The organism is Micromonospora sp. NPDC048063 (genome assembly GCF_043202855.1).
In the GTDB taxonomy this organism is placed as follows: Bacteria; Actinomycetota; Actinomycetes; order Mycobacteriales; family Micromonosporaceae; genus Micromonospora.
This window is the reverse complement of the sequence record NZ_JBIDBG010000002.1, coordinates 150,749-172,264: the sequence shown is the minus strand read 5'-3', so window position 1 is coordinate 172,264 and position 21,516 is coordinate 150,749. Positions and strand designations below refer to the sequence as shown.

General features: G+C 75.1%; 15 protein-coding genes and 1 pseudogene. 10 read left to right on the top strand and 6 right to left on the bottom strand.

Going from position 1 to position 21,516, the window contains the following annotated elements:
• Positions 1 to 27 precede the first annotated feature (27 nt).
• From ACGFZ2_RS05575 to ACGFZ2_RS05555, 5 genes are all read left to right on the top strand, one after another.
• Positions 28 to 2,217 carry a molybdopterin oxidoreductase family protein gene (locus ACGFZ2_RS05575; RefSeq protein ID WP_393450525.1) on the top strand — a complete coding sequence of 730 codons (2,190 nt, stop codon included), beginning with the start codon at positions 28 to 30 and terminating at the stop codon, positions 2,215 to 2,217.
• Positions 2,214 to 3,653, top strand: a complete 1,440-nt coding sequence (locus ACGFZ2_RS05570) for an FAD-dependent oxidoreductase (protein WP_393450522.1) — start codon at positions 2,214 to 2,216, stop codon at positions 3,651 to 3,653. Before ACGFZ2_RS05575 ends, ACGFZ2_RS05570 begins: the two co-directional genes overlap by 4 nt.
• Positions 3,650 to 6,205: a nitrite reductase large subunit NirB gene (nirB, locus tag ACGFZ2_RS05565; RefSeq protein WP_393450519.1), complete on the top strand. Its 2,556-nt coding sequence runs from the start codon at positions 3,650 to 3,652 to the stop codon at positions 6,203 to 6,205. The genes ACGFZ2_RS05570 and nirB overlap by 4 nt, the downstream gene beginning before the upstream one ends.
• A gap of 73 nt (positions 6,206 to 6,278) precedes the next feature.
• Positions 6,279 to 6,644 carry a nitrite reductase small subunit NirD gene (gene nirD / locus ACGFZ2_RS05560; RefSeq protein ID WP_393451435.1) on the top strand — a complete coding sequence of 122 codons (366 nt, stop codon included), beginning with the start codon at positions 6,279 to 6,281 and terminating at the stop codon, positions 6,642 to 6,644.
• Complete coding sequence (locus ACGFZ2_RS05555) at positions 6,645 to 7,733, top strand: uroporphyrinogen-III synthase (RefSeq protein ID WP_393261616.1); 1,089 nt, start codon at positions 6,645 to 6,647, stop codon at positions 7,731 to 7,733.
• 66 nt (positions 7,734 to 7,799) lie between these two features.
• Here ACGFZ2_RS05555 and ACGFZ2_RS05550 read toward each other — a convergent pair whose 3' ends face one another.
• The 4 genes from ACGFZ2_RS05550 to ACGFZ2_RS05535 all read right to left on the bottom strand — a co-directional run bounded on the left by ACGFZ2_RS05550 (position 7,800) and on the right by ACGFZ2_RS05535 (position 12,403).
• Positions 7,800 to 8,423 carry an ATP/GTP-binding protein gene (locus tag ACGFZ2_RS05550; RefSeq protein WP_357455296.1) on the bottom strand — a complete coding sequence of 208 codons (624 nt, stop codon included), beginning with the start codon at positions 8,421 to 8,423 and terminating at the stop codon, positions 7,800 to 7,802.
• Positions 8,404 to 8,769: a DUF742 domain-containing protein gene (locus ACGFZ2_RS05545; protein ID WP_393450516.1), complete on the bottom strand. Its 366-nt coding sequence runs from the start codon at positions 8,767 to 8,769 to the stop codon at positions 8,404 to 8,406. The genes ACGFZ2_RS05550 and ACGFZ2_RS05545 overlap by 20 nt, the downstream gene beginning before the upstream one ends.
• An 86-nt stretch (positions 8,770 to 8,855) precedes the next feature.
• Entirely contained in the window at positions 8,856 to 9,263 is a 408-nt protein-coding gene (locus ACGFZ2_RS05540) for a roadblock/LC7 domain-containing protein (protein WP_067359650.1), read from the bottom strand.
• Entirely contained in the window at positions 9,260 to 12,403 is a 3,144-nt protein-coding gene (locus tag ACGFZ2_RS05535; RefSeq protein ID WP_393261620.1) for a nitrate- and nitrite sensing domain-containing protein, read from the bottom strand. Before ACGFZ2_RS05535 ends, ACGFZ2_RS05540 begins: the two co-directional genes overlap by 4 nt.
• A gap of 447 nt (positions 12,404 to 12,850) precedes the next feature.
• Between ACGFZ2_RS05535 and ACGFZ2_RS05530 the strand changes: the two genes are divergently transcribed.
• The gene (locus tag ACGFZ2_RS05530) at positions 12,851 to 14,032 is read left to right on the top strand and encodes an ABC transporter substrate-binding protein (RefSeq protein WP_393261622.1); all 1,182 of its coding nucleotides are present in this window, start codon (positions 12,851 to 12,853) and stop codon (positions 14,030 to 14,032) included.
• A gap of 156 nt (positions 14,033 to 14,188) precedes the next feature.
• On the opposite strand, the gene ACGFZ2_RS05525 is transcribed toward ACGFZ2_RS05530, so the two are convergent.
• On the bottom strand, positions 14,189 to 15,088 hold the full coding sequence (locus tag ACGFZ2_RS05525) for an ABC transporter permease (protein ID WP_393450513.1): 900 nt from the start codon (positions 15,086 to 15,088) through the stop codon (positions 14,189 to 14,191).
• 97 nt (positions 15,089 to 15,185) lie between these two features.
• Positions 15,186 to 16,214, bottom strand: a complete 1,029-nt coding sequence (locus tag ACGFZ2_RS05520) for an ABC transporter substrate-binding protein (protein ID WP_393261627.1) — start codon at positions 16,212 to 16,214, stop codon at positions 15,186 to 15,188.
• Between the two features lie 311 nt (positions 16,215 to 16,525).
• Here ACGFZ2_RS05520 and ACGFZ2_RS05515 point away from each other — a divergent pair, with 311 nt between their 5' ends.
• From ACGFZ2_RS05515 to ACGFZ2_RS05500, 4 genes and pseudogenes are all read left to right on the top strand, one after another.
• Positions 16,526 to 17,311 carry an ABC transporter ATP-binding protein gene (locus tag ACGFZ2_RS05515; protein WP_393261630.1) on the top strand — a complete coding sequence of 262 codons (786 nt, stop codon included), beginning with the start codon at positions 16,526 to 16,528 and terminating at the stop codon, positions 17,309 to 17,311.
• A 2-nt stretch (positions 17,312 to 17,313) separates the two neighbouring features.
• Positions 17,314 to 18,264 (top strand): LLM class F420-dependent oxidoreductase, encoded by a 951-nt coding sequence (locus tag ACGFZ2_RS05510; RefSeq protein ID WP_393261705.1) that lies wholly within the window; start codon positions 17,314 to 17,316, stop codon positions 18,262 to 18,264.
• A gap of 11 nt (positions 18,265 to 18,275) precedes the next feature.
• Positions 18,276 to 18,404, top strand: a pseudogene (locus tag ACGFZ2_RS05505) (cupin); the annotation flags it as partial.
• A 76-nt stretch (positions 18,405 to 18,480) separates the two neighbouring features.
• Positions 18,481 to 21,378, top strand: a complete 2,898-nt coding sequence (locus ACGFZ2_RS05500) for a hypothetical protein (RefSeq protein ID WP_393450510.1) — start codon at positions 18,481 to 18,483, stop codon at positions 21,376 to 21,378.
• The last annotated feature ends 138 nt before the right edge of the window (positions 21,379 to 21,516 follow it).

Genomic DNA, 21,516 nt, shown 5'->3' with positions numbered 1-21,516 from the left:
AACCGCCCGCCGGCACGCTTTGCCGACATGACGGACGGTGCACGGGCGACGACTCGGCCGGGGCGGACGCCCCGGGAGGTGGCGACGCACTGCCCGTACTGCGCCCTCCAGTGCGGCATGACGCTGCGCGAGGAGGCCGGCCGGGTGGCGGTGCTCCCCCGGCAGTTCCCCACCAACCGGGGCGGCCTCTGCCAGAAGGGCTGGACGGCCGCCGAGCTGCTCGACCACCCCGAACGGCTGACCACCCCGCTGCTGCGCGACCCCGACACCGGCCGGCTGCGCCCAGCGAGCTGGGACGCCGCCCTCGACCGGATCGTCGCCGGCATCCGCGCCGTCCAGGACGGACACGGCCGGGACGCGGTGGCCGTCTTCGGCGGCGGCGGGCTCACCAACGAGAAGGCGTACGCGCTCGGCAGGTTCGCCCGGGTGGCGCTGCGCACCCGGCACATCGACTACAACGGCCGGTTCTGCATGTCCTCCGCGGCGGCGGCCGGGATGCGCGCCTTCGGCGTCGACCGGGGCCTGCCGTTCCCGCTGGCCGACCTGGGCCGGGCCGACACGCTGCTGCTGGTCGGCGCGAACCCGGCGGAGACCATGCCCCCGCTGGTGCGCTGGCTGACCGAGCAGCGCGAGCGCGGCGGCCGGCTGATCGTGGTCGACCCCCGGGTCACCGCCACCGCCCGGCAGGCCGACCTGCACCTGCAACCCCTGCCCGGCACCGACCTGGCGGTGGCGAACGCGCTGCTGCACATCGCGCTCACCGAGGGCTGGGTCGACCGGGACTACGTGTCCGCCCGCACCACCGGCTTCGAGACGGTCCGCCGCAGCGTGGCGGGCTGGTGGCCGGCCCGCGCCGAAGCGCTCTCCGGGGTGCCGGTGGCCGACCTGGAGGCGACCGCCCGGGCCCTCGGCACCGCCGAGCGCGTGATCATCCTGACCGCGCGGGGCGCCGAACAGCACGCCAAGGGCGTCGACACGGTCACCGGCTTCGTCAACCTGGCGCTCGCCCTGGGGCTGCCCGGTCGCCCCGGCTCCGGCTACGGCTGCCTCACCGGGCAGGGCAACGGGCAGGGCGGGCGGGAACACGGGCAGAAGGCCGACCAGCTCCCCGGCTACCGGAGGATCGACGACCCGGCCGCCCGCGAACACGTCGCCGGGGTCTGGGGCGTGCCGGCCGACGAGCTGCCCGGGCCGGGTGTGCCGGCGTACCAACTGCTCGACTCGTTGGGCACGCCGGCCGGGCCGAAAGCGCTGCTGGTCTTCGGCTCCAACCCGGTGGTCTCCGCGCCCCGGGCCGCCCGCGTCGAAGGCCGACTGCGCGACCTCGACCTGCTCGTGGTCGCCGACCTCCTGCTCTCCGAGACCGCCGCGCTGGCCGACGTGGTGCTCCCCACCGCCGAGTGGGCCGAGGAGGACGGCACGATGACCAACCTGGAGGGCCGGGTGCTGCGCCGCCGCGCCCTGCGCCCACCGCCCGCCGGCGTCCGCACCGACCTGGCGATCCTCGCCGCCCTCACCGCCCGCCTCCAGGCGCAAGGAAGGGCACCTTCTTATCGGATTCTGCATAGGAAGGGCCCCTTCCTTGCACCCAGCCCGGGTCGTGTCGGCGCGGTGGACGGCAGCGACCCGCGGGCCGTGTTCGAGGAGCTGCGGCGGGCCTCGGCCGGCGGGATCGCCGACTACGCCGGGGTGAGCTGGGAGCGGATCGACGAGCGGGACGGCGTGTTCTGGCCCTGCCCGGCCGAGGACGGCCCGGACACGCCCCGGCTCTTCGCCGACCGCTTCGCCACCCCCGACGGGCGGGCCCGGTTCCACCCGGTGGAGCACCGGCCGGCGGCCGAGGAGGTCTGCGCCGAGTACCCGCTGCACTTCACCACCGGCCGGGTACTCGCGCAGTACCAGTCCGGCACCCAGACCCGCCGGGTCGACGCGCTGCGCCGGGCCGCCCCGGACGCCTTCGTCGAGCTGCACCCGGACCTGGCCGCCCGGCTGGGCATCGGCGACGGCGCGCCGGTGCGCGTGATCTCCCGCCGGGGCGAGCTGCGCGCGCCGGCCCGGCTCAGCACCGCCATCCGGCCGGACACGGTCTTCGCGCCGTTCCACTGGGGCGGCGCCGCGCGGGCCAACTCGGTCACCAACGACGCCGTCGACCCGGTCTCCGGGATGCCGGAGTTCAAGATCTGCGCCGTCCGGCTGGAAAGGGTGGACGAACCATGACCGAGCGGGTCGTGATCGTCGGCAACGGGATGGCCGGCGCCCGGCTGGCCGCCGAGCTGCACGCCCGGGGCGGGGAGCGGAAGGTCACCGTGCTCGGGGCCGAGCCGCACCGGGCGTACAACCGGATCATGCTCTCCACGCTGCTGGCCGGCAAGATCGGCGAGGCGGACGTGGAACTGGCCGAGGCCGCCGGGCAGGGCGTCGACCTGCGTACCGGGGTGACCGCCACCGCGATCGACCCGGCCGCCGGCGCGGTCCGCACCGACGACGGCGACCGCATCGCGTACGACCATCTGGTGCTCGCCACGGGCAGCCGGGCCGTGGTGCCCCCGCTGTCCGGCCTGGACGGGCCCGACCTGCCGGCGCGGGTGGTCCCGTTCCGCACGCTGGACGACTGCCGGCGGATCCTCGCCGTCGCCGAGGGCGCGCGCAGCGCCCTGGTGCTCGGCGGCGGGCTGCTCGGGCTGGAGGCTGCCCGCGGGCTCGCCGCCCGGGGCCTCGACGTCGGGGTGGTGCACCCGGTGCCGTACCTGATGGAACGGCAGCTCGACCCGGCCGGCGCCGCCGTGCTGGCCGGCACGCTCGCGGGCCTCGGGGTGACCACCTACCTGGCCGTGTCGGCCACCCGGGTGGCCGCGGACGACGACGGGGTCCGCCTCGACCTGGCCGACGGCCGGTCGCTCACCGCCGACCTGCTGGTCCTCTCCTGCGGGGTACGCCCCGACATCGCCCTCGCCGCCGCGGCCGGGCTGGCCGTGGATCGCGGCGTGCTGGTCGACGACCGGCTGCGCACGAGCGACCGGCGGATCTCGGCGATCGGCGACTGCGCCCAGCACGACGGCGTCCTCACCGGGCTGGTCGCCCCGGCCTGGGCGCAGGCCAGGGTGGTGGCGCAGGTGCTCACGGGCGAGGACCCGCTGGTCCGCTACCGCCCCCGCCCGGTGGTGACCCGACTGAAGGCGGCCGGCATCGACCTCGCCGCCATGGGCGACCCGGCCGACGGCGGGGCCGGCGAGGAGCTGACCTTCGCCGACCCGGCCCGGGGCACGTACGCCCGGCTGCGCATCCGCGACGAGCGGCTGACCGCCGCGATCCTGCTCGGCGACAACCCGGCGGTCGGCACGGTCGTCCAGCTCTTCGACCGCGGTCAGCCGGTGCCGGCCGACCGGCGCTCGCTGCTGCTCGGCCGGGCCTTCGGCGCGGCCCCGGCGGCGCCCGCCGCGTCCCCGGCCCTGATGCCGGACGCGGCGACCGTCTGCCAGTGCAACAACGTCAGCAAGGGGGCGCTGGTGGACTGCTGGCGTTCCGGGGCCCGGACGGTCGACGCCGTGGTCGCCGCGACCCGGGCCGGCACCGGATGCGGCGGCTGCCGGGACGCGGTCGCCGGCATCGTCGACTGGCTGTCCGAGGTGGATTCGGTGGAGGTGGCGCAATGAGCGAGCGAATCAGCAGGCCCGGTGCGACGGTGCCGCATGCCGGCAGGCTGGTCGTCGTCGGCAACGGCATGGTCGGGCAGCGCTTCGTCGACGCGCTGCGCGCCCGCGACCCCGAGCGGCGGTGGCGGATCACCGTGCTCGCCGAGGAGAGCCGTCCGGCGTACGACCGGGTGCGGCTCTCGGCGTTCTTCGACGGTGTGGGCGCCGAGGAGCTGAACCTGCACACCCCCGACGACGGGGTGGAACTGCGCCTGGGCGAGCCGGCGACGGCGGTCGACCGGGCGCGGCGGGTGGTGCGCACGGCGGCCGGCGAGCACCCGTACGACGCCCTGGTGCTGGCCACCGGCTCGTCCGCCTTCGTACCGCCGGTGGCCGGGGCGACCCTGCCCGGGGTCTTCGTCTACCGCACGCTGGACGACCTGGCGGCCATCCGGGAACACGCGCGCGGCCGGCGCACCGGGGCGGTGATCGGCGGCGGGCTGCTCGGGCTGGAGGCGGCGAACGCGCTGCGGCTGCTGGGGCTGGCCACCAGCGTGGTGGAGTTCGCGCCGCGGCTGATGCCGGTGCAGGTGGACCCGGCCGGTGGCGCGATGCTCCGCCGGTACGTCGACGAGCTGGGCGTGACCACCCACCTGGGCGTCGCCACCACCGCGATCCGGCCCGGCCCGGACGGCACCGCCGCCGGGCTGGAGCTGGCCGACGGCACGGTGGTCGACGCCGAACTGGTGGTGGTGGCGGCCGGCATCCGACCCCGCGACGAGCTGGCCCGGGCCGCCGGGCTGGCGCTCGGCCCGCGCGGCGGGGTGCTGGTCGACGGCGCGTGCCGGACGGCCGACGAGCGGGTCTGGGCGGTCGGCGAGTGCGCGGCGGTCGACGGCACCTGCCACGGCCTGGTCGCCCCCGGCTACGCGATGGCCGAGGTGGTCGCCGACCGGCTGGTCGGCGGGGCGGCCACCTTCCCGGGCGCGGACACCGCCACGAAGCTGAAGCTGCTCGGCGTGGACGTGGCCTCGTTCGGCGACGCGCACGGCGTCTCCGAGGGCTGCCTCGACGTCACGTTCACCGACCCGGCCACCCGGGTGTACGCCAAACTGGTCCTCTCCGACGATGCGAAGACCCTGCTCGGCGGGGTGCTGGTCGGTGATGCGAGCGCCTACCCGACGCTGCGGGCCAGCGTCGGCGGGCCGCTGCCCGCGCCCCCACTGGCGCTGCTCGCCCCCTCCGGCGCGGCGGGCGCGGGGGCCGGGGCGCTGCCGGCCGCCGCCCAGGTCTGCTCCTGCAACGCGGTGACCCGCGCCGACGTCGACGACGCGATCGCCGGCGGCTGCGCGGACGTGCCGGCGCTGAAGGCGTGCACCCGGGCGGGCACCAGTTGCGGCTCCTGCGTGCCGATGCTCAAACAGCTCCTCGACGCGGCCGGGGTGCGGCAGTCCACCGCGCTCTGCGAGCACTTCGACGCCAGCCGGCAGGAGCTGTTCGACATCGTCCGGGTGCGTGACATCCGGACGTACTCCCAGCTCATCGCCGAGCACGGTCGGGGGCGCGGCTGCGACATCTGCAAGCCGGTGGTGGCCTCCATCCTCGCCTCCCTCGGCACCGGGCACGTGCTCGACGGGGAGCGGGCGTCGTTGCAGGACACCAACGACCACTTCCTGGCCAACCTGCAACGGGACGGCAGCTACTCGGTGGTGCCCCGGATCCCCGGCGGGGAGATCACCCCGGAGAAGCTGATCGTGATCGGCGAGGTGGCCCGCGACTTCCGGCTCTACACGAAGATCACCGGAGGACAGCGGATCGACCTGTTCGGGGCCCGGGTCGAGCAGCTTCCGCAGATCTGGCGCCGCCTGGTCGACGCCGGCTTCGAGTCCGGCCACGCGTACGGCAAGGCGCTGCGCACGGTGAAGTCCTGCGTCGGCGAGACCTGGTGCCGGTACGGGGTGCAGGACTCGGTCGGGCTGGCCATCGCCCTGGAGCTGCGCTACCGGGGGCTGCGCGCCCCGCACAAGATCAAGTCGGCGGTGTCGGGCTGCGCCCGCGAGTGCGCCGAGGCCCGCAGCAAGGACTTCGGCATCATCGCCACCGACACCGGCTGGAATCTCTACGTCGGCGGCAACGGCGGCTTCCGGCCCCGGCACGCCGACCTCTTCGCCACTGATCTGTCCACGGAAGCGCTGATCCTGCTGATCGACAGATTCCTGATGTACTACATCCGCACCGCCGACCGGCTGCAACGCACCGCCGCCTGGATCGAGGCGATGGACGGCGGCCTCGACCACCTGCGCGCCGTCGTCGTGGACGACTCGCTCGGCCTGTGCGCCGAACTCGACGCCGCGATGGCCCGGCACGTCGAGTCGTACTCCGACGAGTGGCGGGACGTGCTGGAGGACCCGGTCCGGCTGCGCCGGTTCGCCTCCTTCGTCAACGCCCCCGGGGTGCCCGACCCGTCGATCACCTTCGCGCTCGAACGCGGCCAGCCGGTCCCGGCGAACCGCGTGCCCGGGGCCGAGGGCCGGCCGCCGGTCGCGCTCGGGATGCCGGAGGTGCGGCCATGACCACCACCACGACCGGACTGCCGGAGGTACGGCGATGACCACGACGACCACCGCGATGCCGACGACCGCCGCGATGCCGACGACCGCCACGGTCCCGGCCGCCGCGACGCGCGCCTGGACGCCCGTCTGCCCGCTCGACCGGCTGGAGCCCGAGCGGGGCGTCGCGGCGCTGGTCGACGGCGTGCAGGTGGCCCTCTTCCGCACCGCCGACGGGCTGTTCGCCCTCGACAACCTCGACCCGGTCGGCCGGGCGTACGTGCTGTCGAGGGGCATCGTCGGCAGCCGGGGCCGGGTGCCGACGGTCGCCTCGCCGCTGCACAAGCAGGCGTACGACCTGCGCACCGGGGTCTGTCTGGACCTGCCCGGGGTCGCCGTGCCCCGGCACGAGGTGCGCTGCCGGAACGGGCTGGTCGAGGTGCGGCTGCGACAGGAGGGGTGAATGCGCGACGAACTGGCCGGCTTCACCATCGGGGTGACCGCCGACCGCCGGCGGGACGAACTCGCCGCGCTGCTCCAGCGGCGGGGCGCCCGGGTGGTGATCGCCCCGGCCCTGCGGATCGTGCCGCTGGCCGACGACACCGACCTGCGCGAGGCCACCCGGGCCTGCCTGGACCGGCCACCCGACATCCTGATGGCCAACACCGGCATCGGGATGCGCGGCTGGCTGGAGGCCGCCGAGGGCTGGGGGCTGGCCGAGCCGCTGCGCGGCGTCCTCGCCGACGCCTACGTGGTGGCCCGGGGCCCCAAGGCGCGCGGGGCGATCCGCGCCGCCGGCCTGCACGACCAGTGGTCACCGGAATCGGAGAGTTGCGACGAGGTGGTCGACCACCTGTGCCGGCGCGGCGTCGCCGGGCAGGTGATCGCCATGCAGCTGCACGGCGAGCGGCAGCCGGAGTGCACGATGGCGCTGGAGGCGGCCGGGGCCACCGTGATCGAGGTGCCGGTCTACCGGTGGGCGGCACCGACCGACCCGGCCCCGCTGCACCGCCTGATCGACCTGGTCGCCGGCCGGCTGGTCGACGCCGTCACGTTCACCTCGGCCCCGGCGGCGGAGGCGCTGCTGCGCGCCGCCGGGGACCGCGGCGACGCGGTGCTGGACGCGTTCCGGCGCGACGTGCTGGCCAGTTGCGTGGGGGCGGTCACCGCGGAGCCGCTGCTGCGGCGCGGGGTGCCGGTCAGCGCGCCGTCCCGGGCGCGGCTGGGCGCCCTGGTCCGGACCATCGTGGACGAGTTGCCGCGCCGCACGGTCACCCTGAAGGCGGCCGGCCACCTGCTCACCCTGCGCGGGCACGCCGCCCTGGTCGACGGCGAGCTGCGTCCGCTGGCCCCGGCGCCGATGGCCGTGCTCCGGGCGCTGGCCCACTCCCCCGGCCGGGTGCTGTCCCGGACCGCGCTGCTGCGGACGCTGCCGCGCGGCGCCGACGAGCACGCGGTGGAGATGGCGGTCGCCCGGCTGCGCGCCGGGCTGCGGGCGCCCCGGGTGGTGCAGACCGTCGTCAAGCGCGGCTACCGGCTCCGGGTCGACTGACCCGGCAGGGTGGCCCCTGCCGCCCGCACCGGGGCGGCCAAGGGCACCGCCCAGCCGTGGCCGTTCTCAGCCGACCGGAGCCGGGAAGCCGCGGCCGTGCTCGGACTGGAGGCGGATCATGGCGTGCTCCACGACGGTCACCAGCACCTGCTTGACCGACTCCCGGTGCCGGGCGTCGGTCAACACCAGCGGCACGTCCGGCGAGATGGCCAGCGCCTCCCGGACCTCCTCCAGCTCGTACTGCGGCGCGCCGTCGAACCGGTTCAACGCCACCACGTACGGCAGCCGGCGGTTCTCGAAGTAGTCCAGCGGCGCGAAGGCGTCGGTGATCCGGCGGGTGTCCACGAGGACGGCCGCGCCCACCGCGCCCTTGATGATCTCGTCCCACATGAACCAGAACCGGGTCTGGCCGGGCGTGCCGAAGAGGTACAGGATCAGGTCCTCGGCCATGGTGATCCGGCCGAAGTCCATGGCGACCGTGGTGGTCTGCTTTCCCGGCACCTTGGACGGGTCGTCGATGCCGACCCCGGCCGCGGTCATCACCGCCTCGGTTCTCAGTGGGGTGATCTCCGAGATCGCGCCGACCAGGGTCGTCTTGCCCACGCCGAAGCCGCCCGCGACCACGATCTTCGCGGAGATGATTCCCCGGCTCTGGCGGGCCCCGGCGGGGTCATAGCCTGCGAAGTCCACTTAGCACCCTTCCAAGGATTTCCATCCGCTCCTCGAACCCCTCGGCGGGAGCGGCAGTGTGTAGCGTCAGCAGGCTCTCGGCCACCATGTCGGCGACCAGCACCCGGGTGACGCCCAGCGGCATCCGGGTGTACGCGGCGATCTCGGCCAGCGACTGCGCCCGCCCCTCGCAGACGGTGGCGATGCGGTGCTTGTCGTGCCCCGCGAAGCGGGACTCCGCGACCTGGGTGGGGCTGGCCGACAGGACCGCCTCCAGGGCGATGTCCATCTGCGCCTCGGTCCGACCGCGGGTGACGGCGTACGGCCGTACCAGCGCGCCGCGCGGGTCCGCGCGCCGTTGGTCCATCCGCGATCACCTCCCCTTCCCGGCCGGGCCCTTCTGGCACCGGTCTCCTCATCCCTCGCCGACGCGGAGCCCGCGTCGCGACCCGGCTACGACCGCACGGCGTCCCGGGGCAGCGGCACCAGCGCCGCGCCGACCCGCTCGACCAGGAGCGCCATCTCGTAACCCACCTGCCCGACGTCGCAGCTGCGGGCCGCCAGCACCGCCATCGACGAACCGTCGCTGATCGACATCAGGAAGAGGTAGCCGCTGTCCATCTCGATGACCGTCTGCAGCACACCGCCGGCGCTGAACATCCGGGCGGCGCCCTCGGTCAGGCTGACCACGCCCGAGGTGATCGCCGCGAGCTGGTCCGCCCGGTCCGCGGGCAGGTCCCGCGAGGAGGCGAGCAGCAGCCCGTCGGCGGACACCGCCACCACGTGGGCGATGCCCGCCACGCTGTCGGCGAAGTTGGTGAGCAACCAACTCATGTCCTGCATGGCCGCTGGCCTGTTCATCGACTCGTCTCCTTGGTCGAGGTGCTGTTCTGGTCCGTTCCGGCCGCCCGGCCGCGCTGCACGCCGCGGTGGTAGGCCGACAACAGGCCCCGTACTTCGTCGGGGGTGCGCCGGCTGCGGTCGCGGCCGCCCTGGGGCTCGATCCCGCCGGGCACGAGCTGCGCCTGCGGCACCCGCTTGGGCAGCCCGGAGCGGGTGGTGCCGGCGGCGGCCGGCTCCGCGGCCCGGCTGGCCCGGGACCAGCCCTCGTCGGCCGCCGTCCGCCAGGCGTCCGCGTCCGTCGCGGGCGCCGCCGGCGGCGGGTCCGCGGCCGGCGTCGTGGCCGGCGGCGCGGGGGGCGCGTCCAGCGTCACGGGCCGCGCCGGGGCCGGGGCCGGGGCCGGCGGGGTGTACGACGGCGGCGGCGGCTGCGCGGGCGGCGGGGTGGCCGTGCTGCCCGGCGTACGCGTGGGCAGCCGTGGCGGGCGTGACTCGCCCGTCGTCGGCTGGGCCGCAGCCGGCTGGCCGGCGGACGGCTGGGCCTGCGGCGGCTGGCTGAAGTCCGGGCGGGTGAAGATGGCGGTGGCGTCGTTGCCGTGCGAACGGAACCACACCGCCTCCATCTCGCGGAAGATGGGCGCCTCGGCCGGCAGCTCGGCGCGCGGGGTGATCGGCGCGGCCGGGGTGACCGGTGCGGCCGGGGCGGTGGCAGCCAGGTTGGCCCCGAGGCCACGGCCCGCACCCGCTCCGAATCCGCCCGCCGCGGCGGGACCGGCCGGCAGCGGGGTGGCGGCCGGCTGGCCGGCGACCGGGCCGGCCGGCAGCACCGGCGCGGCCGGCGCGGCGGCCTCCGCCGCGGGGACACGCTTGGGCAGCGGCTCGACGGCAGGGTAGGCGACGGTCGGCGTGCCGACCGAGACCCCGCCGCCGGTGAAGGTCGGCTGGGCCGGCGTCGCCGGAGGGGCCGACGACGGCGTCCCGGTAAGGCCGCCGGCCTGCACCGGGGACGCGGCGTCCCGCGCCTGCTCGGGCGCCTGCCACGGCGCCGGCGCGGACCGCCACTGGTCGGTGAGGGTGGCGGTACGCCCCGTTCCGGCGAGCGGCTCGCCGAGACCGACGGGGGTGAGCGGCGTCTGCTCGACGGCGAGCGGCTGCCGGGGCCGGGTGATCTGCTGGTCGCGGCTGGGAAGCTGCGGCAGCACCACCGTCGCGGCGGGGAGCGTCACCTGGGCGACGGTGCCGCCCTCCACGTTGCGGCGCAGCTCCACCCGGATGCCGTAGCGGGAGGCGAGCCGACTGACCACGGCCAGACCCATCAGCCGGAACGCCGCGACGTCGACGCTCGGCGGGGCCGCCAGCCGGCGGTTCAGCGAGTCCAGCTGCTCGTCGGTCAGGCCGAGGCCCCGGTCCTCCACCTGGATCAGCACGTAGTCCCGGATGCGCCGGCCGTCGGCGACCACGGTCGTCGTCGGCGGCGAGAAGCGGGTGGCGTTGTCGAGCAGCTCGGCGACCAGCCGGACCACGTCGTTGACCGCGTGCGCGGCCACCGAGATGTCGGTGTCGACGGTGCCGAACTCGATCCGGTTGTAGAGCTCGACCTCGGACTGCGCGGCGCGCAGCACGTCCACCAGGAGGGCGTCGTCGCGGCGCGGCACGGCCGAGTCGGCGCCGGCCAGGACGAGCAGGTTCTCGTCGTTGCGGCGCATCCGGGTGGCGAGGTGGTCCAGCTCGAAGAGCTGCGCCAGCCGCTTCGGGTCCTCCTCGCCGCGCTCGATCGCGTCCAGCTCGCCGATCATCCGGTCGACCAGGGTCTGACTGCGGCGGGCCAGGTTGAGGAACATCGCCGAGACGCTGGTACGCAGCGCGGCCTGCTCGGCGGCCACGCGGACCGCCTCGCGGTGCACGACGTTGAAGGCGAGCGCCACCTGCCCGACCTCGTCGCGGCTGTCGAGCCGGATCGGGTCGCGCACCTCCCGGACGATCTCGTCGACGCCGCCGTCGCCGACGTTGCCGACGTTCTGGAGCCGCTTCACCGCGTCCGGCAGGTCGTGGTTGGCCACCGAGAGGGCACCCTCCCGCAGCCGGCGCAGCGAGCGGTTGAGCGAGCGGGCCAGCACCACGGCGAGGCTGACCGCGATGGCGAGCGTGAGCAGCACCAGCACCGACTCGACGACGGCCTGCCGGATGACGTCCGAGAGGGCCTGGTCGGCCTGGTCGAGAAGCCGGTCCTGGAGCCGGATCTCGGCCCACCGCATGAGGTCGTTGACCGCGCCGAAGGCGGCGGTGGCGTCCTGGGCGGTCACCAGCGGGCGCTGCCCGACCGAGCGGGTGATGTCGGCCGCGACCCGGTCGGCGAGGGTGACCGCGTCGCCGGAGACGGTGCCGTCGACGAGTGCGCGCTGGGTCGGGTCGGCGGCCAGGGAGAAGGCGAGCAGCGCCTCCTGCTGGCTGGTCAGGGTGGCGACGAAGGAGGAGAACTGCTCCTCGTCGAGCGCGCCGGCGCTCAGCGCGGTGAAGGCGACCGACTGCTCCTCGGCGACGGCCGCCTTGGCGCGGGCGAACGCGGCGACCGCACGCCGGGCGTCGGCGAGCTGCTCCTCGCCGGGCAGCTGGGCGAGCCCGTCGCCGTACGCGACCAGGTCGGTGATGATGACCCCGTAGCGCAGCGCCGCCTCGGCGACCGCCATCTGCTGGCGGTCCAGCACCTTCTGCCGGGTGGCGGCCAGCGTCTCCAGGTGCTCGTCGATGGTCGCCAGCCGGTCCCCGACGGCTGCCGGGACGTCGCCGATCCGCCCGCGCTCCGCCCGGTAGGCGTTGATCCGCTCGTCGGTGCTGCGCACCCGCAGGTTGTAGGTGTCGGCCTTCTGCTGCGGCGCGGCCAGGAAGGCGGACGCCGCCATCCGCTCGGCGTGCAGGTCCTGGGTCATCGCGGAAATGTCGATGGAGAGCGCGGTCAGGGACCGGGCCCGGGTCGCGTCGTAGGCGCCCTCGCCGACGGAGATGAGCCGGACGGCGGCCAGCGCGATCACCGCGGCGACCGGCACCACCAGGATCAGCGCGAGCTTGGAGCGGATCCGCGCGTCGCGCAGCCGGGGCATGCGCCGGCGCTTCGCCTGCTCCCTCTCGCCGCCGTCGGGCAGGGTCGTCGGTCCGGTGCTCACGACATCGCCTCCGTCGTTTCTTCCACGCCTGCCCCGCCGACTCGCGCCCGGTGCAGCGGACTGCGCCACACGCGGCACGGCCGCGATTTCATCAGAAGCGATCCTGTTTGGGAAGTCGCAGTGGGGAAGGAAACGGTCGGAGGGCACGCATCCCGTGATCCGGTCAACTAATACCTTCAATTCTCCACGCCCGTGAACAGGGCATGTAACTCCAGGGTGGTCAGCCATGTCGGATTAGTAAGCGCTGGCAGACTTCTCGCAGCCCCACCATGTGGGATACGCGTCCCGAAACGCCTCCGACGCCCGCGCTTGACCACAGGGCCCGGCGTTGGCAAGGTTTTGCAGGCTTCGCGCACACCGTACGGCAGACCGATACCGTTTCTCCACTGAGGACGGAAACAACCGGCGGTGACCGGGCAGCGCCCGGGCCGCATCTGGAGGACTGAGTTGAGCACCATCCGCTCCGCGACCGCCGCGGCGCTCGCATCGGCCGTGCTGGCCACCACGCTCACCGGCTGCCAGTTCGGCGCGGACGAGCAGGACACCAGTCCCATCGTCATCGCGGCGGACCTCGAACTCTCCGGCGCGGCGGCGACCGTCGGCAAGACGTACCAGCGGGCGCTGGAACTGAAGATCGAGCAACTTAACTCCTCGGGCGCGCTGAACGGCCGGAGGATCGAACTCAAGGTGAAGGACAACCGGTCGGACGCGGCCGAGTCGCTGCGCAACATCGGTGACTTCAGCGCCGATTCCCAAGTCAGCGCGATCATCATGGGCGGCTGCAACGATTGCGCGGTCGGCGCCGTCCGGGCCATCAACGAGAAGCGAATTCCCACCATTGCGCTCGCCTCGTCCGGCGCGGTGGCCAGCCCGATCGCCGACCGGCGGTACGTGTTCAAGCTCGCCCCGAACGCGGCCGACAGCGCCGCCGCCCTCGCCGTCGAGATGCGACGCAACGGCGTCAAGACGGCCGGCGTGCTGCACAGCGACGACGACTACGGCCGCGAGGGTCTGGCCGCGCTGCGCAGCGAGTTCGCGAAGAGCGGCATCAAGCCACCGCGTGCGGAGTCGGTCAAGACCACCGACACCGAGGTCGGCGAGCAGGTCAAGGCGCTGACCGAGGACGAGCCGGACGCACTGGTGGTGTGGACCCCGCCGGAGCAGGCGGCGCTGGCCGCCACCGCGGCCCAGCAGGCCAAGTTCAAGGGATCACTCTTTTTCGACGCGGCGGCCGCCGGCGACCTCTTCCTCGGGGCCGCCGCCCGGGCGACCGAGCGGGCGACCATGGTCTTCACCCAGACCATGGTGATCGACGACGTCATCGCCACCACCCCGGCGAAGGCGGCCCGCCGGCAGTGGTTCCAGGACTACACCGCCCGGTTCGGCGGCTACAACGGCTCGTCCTCGTTCGCGGCCGACGCCGTGCAGCTCATCGCCGACGCCGAACTGCGCGCCGGCGGCGAGCCCGGCCGGGTCGACCGCGACGGCATCCGCGACGTGCTGGAGACGTCGCAGATGGACGGCCTGTCCGGCCCGATCCGGATGACGCCGGACAACCACTCCGGCCTGATGCCCCAGGCCCTGACCACCCTGGTCGCCCGCAACGGCCGGTGGCGCCTCGCGGGGTGAGGGTGGTTGGGCGGTGTGGCCCGCCGTACCCGGCTCCGGGCGGTCAGGCTTGATCCCTGCGCCGGGTACGGCGGGCCACACCTTGGCTGTCCAGCGGGCCATCCGTCGACGCGGGCCATCGGTCGACGCGGGTCACCGGTCACCCGTTGACGACGGTCACCGGGCCGACGTGGTGGCCCGGACCCAGGGCAGCGCGAGCCGCTCGACCAGGGAGAGGGCGCTGTAGAGCAGGATGCTCATCAGCGCGATCAGCACGATCGCCGCCCAGGCGGTCGCGGTGTCGCCGATGCCGTTGTACTGCAGGATCTGGTAGCCAAGCCCCGGCTTGTCCGAGTAGAACTCGCCGATCACCGCGCCGATCGCCGCCAGCGGCATCGCCACCTTGAGGCCGACGAAGACCTGCGGCAGCGCGGCCGGGAAGCGCACCTTGCGGAACGCCTGCCACCACGACGCGTTCAGCGACCTGGCCAGCTCGGCCAGGTCCGCCGGGGTGGTGGTGAGACCCGTCGCGGTGGAGAGCACGATCGGGAAGAAGCACAGCAGGAACACCATGGTCAGGATGGGCTTCTCCCCCCAGCCGACCGAGACCACCAGCAGCGGGCCGAGGGCGATCTTCGGCACCGCGTTGACCGCCACCAGCAGCGGCGCGAACATCCGCTCGACGCGGCGGGACGCGGCCAGGGCCATCCCGATCAGCACCCCGGCGACCGCCGAGAGCAGGAAGCCGACCAGCGTCAGCAGGGTGGTCACCCCCAGCGCCGGCAGCAGCACGTCGGCCGACGCGGTCAACGAATTCCACACCGCCTGCGGCGGCGGCAGGGACGCCGGGTGCACCAGCTCCAGCACCGACGTGACCAGCCACCAGACGATCAGCGCGATCACCGCGCCGAGCAGCGGCAGACCGACGGCCGCCGGGCGTACGCCGGACCGGCGGGCAGCCGCCGAAACCGGCGGCGTGGTGGGCGTCGCCACCCCGGGCGCGCTCGCCGGGGCCGGGACGGCGGACTCGCGCCCCGCCTCGGTGGGGCCGGACCGGGTACCTGTCGTCTCCGTCACGGGTCCTCCTCTCCTGCCGGCCGGGGCCGGCACGCGGCGGGGGTGCGCCCTCCGGTCATCCCGGTGGGTCGCACCCCCGCGGCACGGTCGGCGTCGGTCAGGCCTTCGGCGCGAGGCTGAAGTCGATGATCTGGTCGGGGGTGATGTTCTGCTTGAGCTGGCCGGCGCCCTGCAGGATCGCGATGCTCTTGGCCACCCGGCCGCTGTCCAGGGTGCCGAGCTGGGTGCCGGAGTTGCTGGACCGCACGTAGCCGGCCATCAGCTGCAGCTCGGCGGCGGCGGAGGCCGGGTTGGCGGCGTCGACGTTCTTCTTCAGAATGTTGCCCGCCTCCTGCGGGTTGGCCAGCGAGTACTCCAGGCCCTTCATCAGGGCCGCGGTGAATCGCTTGACCATCTCCGGCTTCTCTTTGGCGATCTTCGAGGAGGTGATCAGCACGTTGCCGTAGAGGTCCTGCATCACGTTGCTGTAGGGCAGCAGGACGGCCTTCTTCTTGGTCACCGTCTCGATGGTCGGCTGGCCGACGACGAACTGGCCGATGCCGTCCACCGCGCCGGAGGCGAGCGTGCCCATCAGGGTCTGCGCGTCGCCGTTGACCCAGGTGACCTTGCTCGCGTCCACGCCGGCCATCCGGGCGTACGTCGGGAAGAGGTTGCGGACGACGGAGGTGGGGGTGTCGGCGAGCTTCTTGCCCTCCAGGTCCTTCGGCGACGCGATGCCCTTGCCCTCGACGGTCGCGATGGCGGCCATGGTGCGCTGCTGGATGGCGGCGACCGCGACGAAGTCCTTGGCCTGGCCGTTGCCGAACTGGAGCAGCCCACCGGTGAGGTCGATCGGGCCGAAGTGGGCCTGCCCGCCGACGATCGTCTGGATCACCATGCCGGTGCCCTGCCCCGGCTTGATCTCGACGTCGAACCCGGCCTCCTTGAAGAAGCCCTTCTCCTTCGCCACCCAGGCGTAGGAGTCACGGCCGAAGTTGCCGAACGAGGTGAGGTAGGTCACCTTCTCCAGCGCCCCGCCGTTGCCGCCCTTGGCGTCGTCGCCGGAGTCCGAGCCGCTGCACGCGGAGACCAGGGCGAGGGCGGTGGCCAGCGCGGCTGTGGCGACCGTACGGGTCAGCCTTCTCATCAGTGCACCATGTCCTTTCCGACCGGTACGGCTCGCCGCCGCCCGGTGGGGGTTGTCTGGCGGGCCGGCGGAGGGGTTGCCGGCTCCACCGTCGTGAGGGGATCCATCGCGGGCACAGCGTACGAGAAAACAACCTTTGCGGTGCCAGCCGTATCGGGTTGCGGTACGGACACAACTCGTGTCCACCTGTGACGGCTCGCCGTCATCCACCGCGGTTGGTCAGGTGATCCACCCCGGACGGTGCGACACGGAGGCAGGCCGGCTACCCTGTGCCGCGACTGCTGATCGTCGAATCAGGGAGGCCGCCGGAGATGATCCGCCTGTCCGGGGTGTCCCGCACCTTCGACGGCCGCGGTGGCCGGGTGGAGGCGCTGCGCGGCATCGACCTGCACGTCGCCGAGGGCGAGTTCGTGGCGGTCCTCGGCCGCTCCGGGTGCGGCAAGTCCACACTGCTGCGCCTGGTCGCCGGCCTCCTGCCGGTGTCCGACGGCGAGATCACCGTGGCCGGCACGCCGATCACCAAGCCCCGCCGCGACATCGCCATGCTGTTCCAGCGGCCGGCCCTGCTCCCCTGGCGCACGGTGCTGGACAACGTCCTGCTCCCCGTCGAGATGTTCGGCTGGAAGCGGGCCAAGCACCGCGACCGTGCCCGGGAGCTGCTGGACCTCGCCGGGCTGGGCGGCTTCGAGAAGCGGCTGCCGCACGAGCTCTCCGGTGGCATGCAACAGCGGGTGTCGCTGTGCCGGTCGCTGATCGGCGAGCCCCGGGTGATGCTGATGGACGAGCCGTTCTCCGCGCTCGACGCGCTCACCCGCGAGGAACTCTCCGGAGAGCTGCAACGCGTGCACATGACGTCCGGGGCCACCGTCGTCTTCGTCACCCACTCGATCGACGAGGCGGTGCTGCTGGCCGACCGGGTGGTCGTACTCAGCCCCCGGCCCGGCCGGATCCGCAAGGTGGTCGACGTGGACATCCCCCGACCGCGCACCCTCGGCCGCAACGCGCACCTGGCGGACGTCGCCCGGGTCAGCGCCGACCTGCACGAACTCCTCATGGAACGGGACCTGCCGGCGCCGGCCGGCGCGGAGGGACGATGAGCATGCGGGTTTCCGTCTTCACGGAGCCGCACCGGGGCGCCACCTACGACGACCAGCTCCGCTTCGCCCGGCTGGCCGAGGACGGCGGCTTCGAGGGCTTCCTCCGCGCCGACCACTACCAGGCGATGGGCGACGAGCCGGGGCTGCCCGGCCCGACCGACGCCTGGCTGACCCTGGCCGCGCTGGCCCGGGAGACCACCCGGATCCGGCTCGGCACCCTGGTCACCTCGGCGACCTTCCGGCTGCCCGGCCCGCTGGCGGTGATGGTGGCCCAGGTCGACCAGATGAGCGGCGGCCGGGTCGAGCTGGGCATCGGCGCCGGCTGGTACGAGCGGGAGCACACCTCGTACGGCATCCCGTTCCCCCGGGTCGGCGAGCGCTTCGACCGGCTGGCCGAGCAGCTGGAGGTCATCACCGGGCTGTGGCGGACCCCGCCGGGCGAGACGTACAGCTTCACCGGCGACCACTACCGGCTGGTCGACGCCCCGGCCCTGCCGAAGCCGGTGCAGGTGCCCGGCCCGCCGGTCATCGTCGGCGGGCGCGGCCCGAAGCGCACCCCCGAACTCGCCGCCCGGTACGCCGACGAGTTCAACATGCCGTTCAAGACCGTCGAGGAGACCGCCGAGGCGTACGACCGGGTGCGGGAGGCCTGCGACCGGGTCGGCCGGGCCGAGTCCGGGCGCGGCCCGCTGACGCTCTCCGCCGGGATCGTGGTCGCGATCGGCCGTACCGACGCCGAGGCGCAGCGCCGGGCCGCCCCGCTGCACGTCAAGAGCGCGCTGCCGCCGGAGGACCCGGTGGTCGGCTCGCCCGCGCAGCTCGTCGACCGGATCGGGGAGTTCGCCGCGATCGGCGCCACCCGGGTGCACCTGCGGCTGATCGACGTCGCGGACCTCGACCACCTGGAGCTCATCGCAGCCGAGGTGCTCCCCCGGCTGGACGGCACCCGATGACCGACACGCAGCTCGACGGGACCACGATCGACGCCGACGAGCCGACCGGTGGGGTGGTCTACCGGGACCCGGGCGCCGTGCACATGCTGACCAACGTCGGCGACACGACGTACCTGGCGCGGCTGGTCGAGCTGAAGTAACCGCTGGCCGGGCGGGCCGACCCCGCTCGCGGCGCGCCGGTGGCGGCCTGCCCAACAGGTGCGTAACGTGCCGGACATGGCCTATCGGACCTGGGGCAGACTGCTGCTCACGGCGCTCGGGGTGAGCCTGCTGGCCGGGGCCGGTCAGCTCGGCGTCGCGTTCGGCTTCGGCATCGTCCGGCTCGCCGGCACCTTCACCGGCGCCACCGTCAACCAGTGGCCGGCCCAGCTCGTCTGGGCGGGCTGGTTCGCCGCCAACGCCGCCGTGGTCGGCGCGGTGCTCACCGAACGCCTCGCCCGCCGGGACGGCATGGTGGCCGGCACCGGCCGCCACCTCGCCGTCGCCAGCGGCGCCGCGCTGGGCGCGACCGTCGTCGCGCCGCTCTGCATGCAGCCCGCCCGGGCCGCCGAACTCGTCGCGATGGACCCGGTCTGGGCCGTCGGCATCTGCGCCGTCCTCGGCGCGCTGGCCGGCGCGGGCGCCGCACTCGCCGTCCTGCTCCGGCCGCCGGTGGGATGGAACATGGCGGCGGTCGCGGGCGCGGTCTGGCTGCTGGCGCTGCTGTCGACGGCGCCGTCGGTCGCCTCGACCGGGCCGCTGCCCAGCGTACGACTCGGGGTGCTGGAGCCGGCCTGGCTCGACGCCGGCGCGGCCCAGCGACTGGCCCTGGTGCTCCTGCCTCTGGTGGCGCTGCTCGCCGGCGCGGCGACCGGCGGGCTGGCCCGGTGGCGCGGCCACCCGCCGCTGGTCAACGGCGCGATCGGGGTGGCAGGTCCGGTGCTGGTGGCGTTCGCCTACCTGACCGCCGGTCCGGGCGACGCGACCGACCGCTACCAGCTCACGCCGTACTACGGAGCGTTGTTCGCGGTGGCCGCCGGCGCGCTCGGTTCGGCCGCCGCCGCGCTGCTGCGCTGGCCGCTCGTCACGCGCACCGCCCCCGGCGGCGCCATCGAGCCGACCGACATCCTGCGCCCGCTGCCCACCGGTCCCGCGCTGCCGCACGCCCCGGAGCCGGCCGCCGGCGCCGACGAGCCGGCGACGGTCGACCTGACCGACGCCGGGCGCGTGGCCGCCGACCGGCCCGGGGGTACGGACCCCGGCGGGACCGCCGGCGACGACGCCCCGCCGCCCCGGGCCGTCCCGGCGCACTGGGACTGGCCGGCCGACGGCACCACCGTCCCGACGACACCCGCCGCCGCTCCGGCCTCGACGTCCGTGGCCCGGGGCCGGACCGCGGGATCGCCGCCCCCGGCGGTCACGGGCGCGGCACACCCGGCCGGGGCACCGGCGACGACGGACGCGGCGGCCTCTGCGGCTTCTGCCGGATCGTCGCCCCCGCCGGTCACGGACGCGGCGCACCCGGTCGGGTCAGCGGCGACGACGGACGCCCCGCGCTCCGCCGGATCGCCACCCCCACCGGTCACAGACGCGGCGGCCTCTGCCGAATCACCACCGGTCACGGACGCGGCACAACCCGCCGAGTCAGCACCGGTCACAGACGGGGCGGCGTCTGCCGGATCGCCACCCCCGCCGGTTTCGGATGCGGCGCACCCGGCAACGGATACGGCGCCGCCGCCACGATCGCCGGCCCCGCCGGTCGCCGACACGGCACAACCGGCCAGGTCGCGGACGACAACGGATGCGGCGGCTTCCGCCGCGCCGTCGGCGGCGACGGATGCGGCGCGATCGGCCGAGCCGCCAGCCGCAACGGATGCGGCGGGATCGCCGGTCCCGGCGGCTACGGACGCGACGGGAGCGGCCGGATCGCCGCCCCCGGTGGAGGCCGTGCCCGCCGCCAGGCGGGACCGCGCCGACGAGGGCGCCCAGGCCACTACGGCTGCGGGCGAGCAACCACCGGTTGCGGCCGAGCAACCACCGGCTGCGGCCGAGCACCCACCGGCTGCGGCCGAGGCCGCCGCGCCCCCCGCGCAGCCGGCCGTCCCGGCCGCCCCCAAGCCCCGCCGCACCCGCAAGCCCCGGTCGACGAAACAGCCGGCGGCCGCGGCGGCGAACAGCGCCGACCGGACGCCCGCGGTCATCGACTCCCCCGCCGATCCGGCGACCCCACCGGCGGCACCGCGTGCCGGCGCTCAGGCCACGGCACCGGCCACCGCCGCTGCGGCAGGGACACGGCCGGCCGGGGCCACCGCAACCGCTCAGACGGCGAGCAGTGCCGCCGAACCGGCCCCGACCACCGAGGTAGGCCCGACCGCCGAAGTCGGTCCCGCGGCCGAGGCAGTTCCCACCACCCAAGTCCGTCCGACCGCCGAAGTCCGTCCGGCCGCCGGAGCGGATCGGATCGACAAGGCCGCCCCGGCCGCCGGCGTGTCCGGCACGACGTCCGGGGTCGGCTCCCACGCGCCGGATCCGGACGACAGCGGTCCGCGCGCGGTGCCACTCCTGCCCAGCGACGAGCCGGCGGCTGGTCCGGGCGGCGAGCCGGACCCGGCGCCCCGGCCGGCCTGGCGACCCGCACCGGCGTGGCCGGCAGCGCCCCGGGTCGGGCCCGACGACGCCCTCGACGCGCCCCGCCCGGCCGCCGCGGAGCCCACGCCCGAGCCGGCGCCCCGGCCCCGACACCGGGCCCCGCTGCCCGACCTGGCCCGGGCGGCGAACTGGGACGCCCTCGCCACCGCGCGGCCCGGGGGCCCCGCGCCGACGCCGGTGGACGCCGCGTCGGGGAACGGGACCGCTGCCGCAGAGGGACCCGGGACGCCGGCCGACGGCGCGGCGTCGGCCGGCCCGGCCGAGCAGCCCGGGGGACGGAACCGTGGTCGGCTGGGGCTGTTCCGGCGCAACCGGCCCCGGGCCGAGGACGCTCCGGCGGACCGGGAGTCCGAGCCGCTGACGGCACAGGACGAGGAGTACGTGGACTGGGTCGCCGGCCTGAGCGGTCCGATCGCGGACAACGAACCCGAGCAGGAGAACGGTCGGCGGTCGTTGCGGTCGACCGGCCGCCACCATCGCGACTGACCCGGCCCCAGCCCGAGCGGCGGGCCCCCCCCGCCCCCCCCGGGGGGGCCCCCCCGCGGGGGGGGGCCCCCGCCGGGGGGCCCCCCCCCCCCCCGGGCCCCCCCCCCCCCCCCGCTGCTTAAAGGCGCCCCCCCCCGC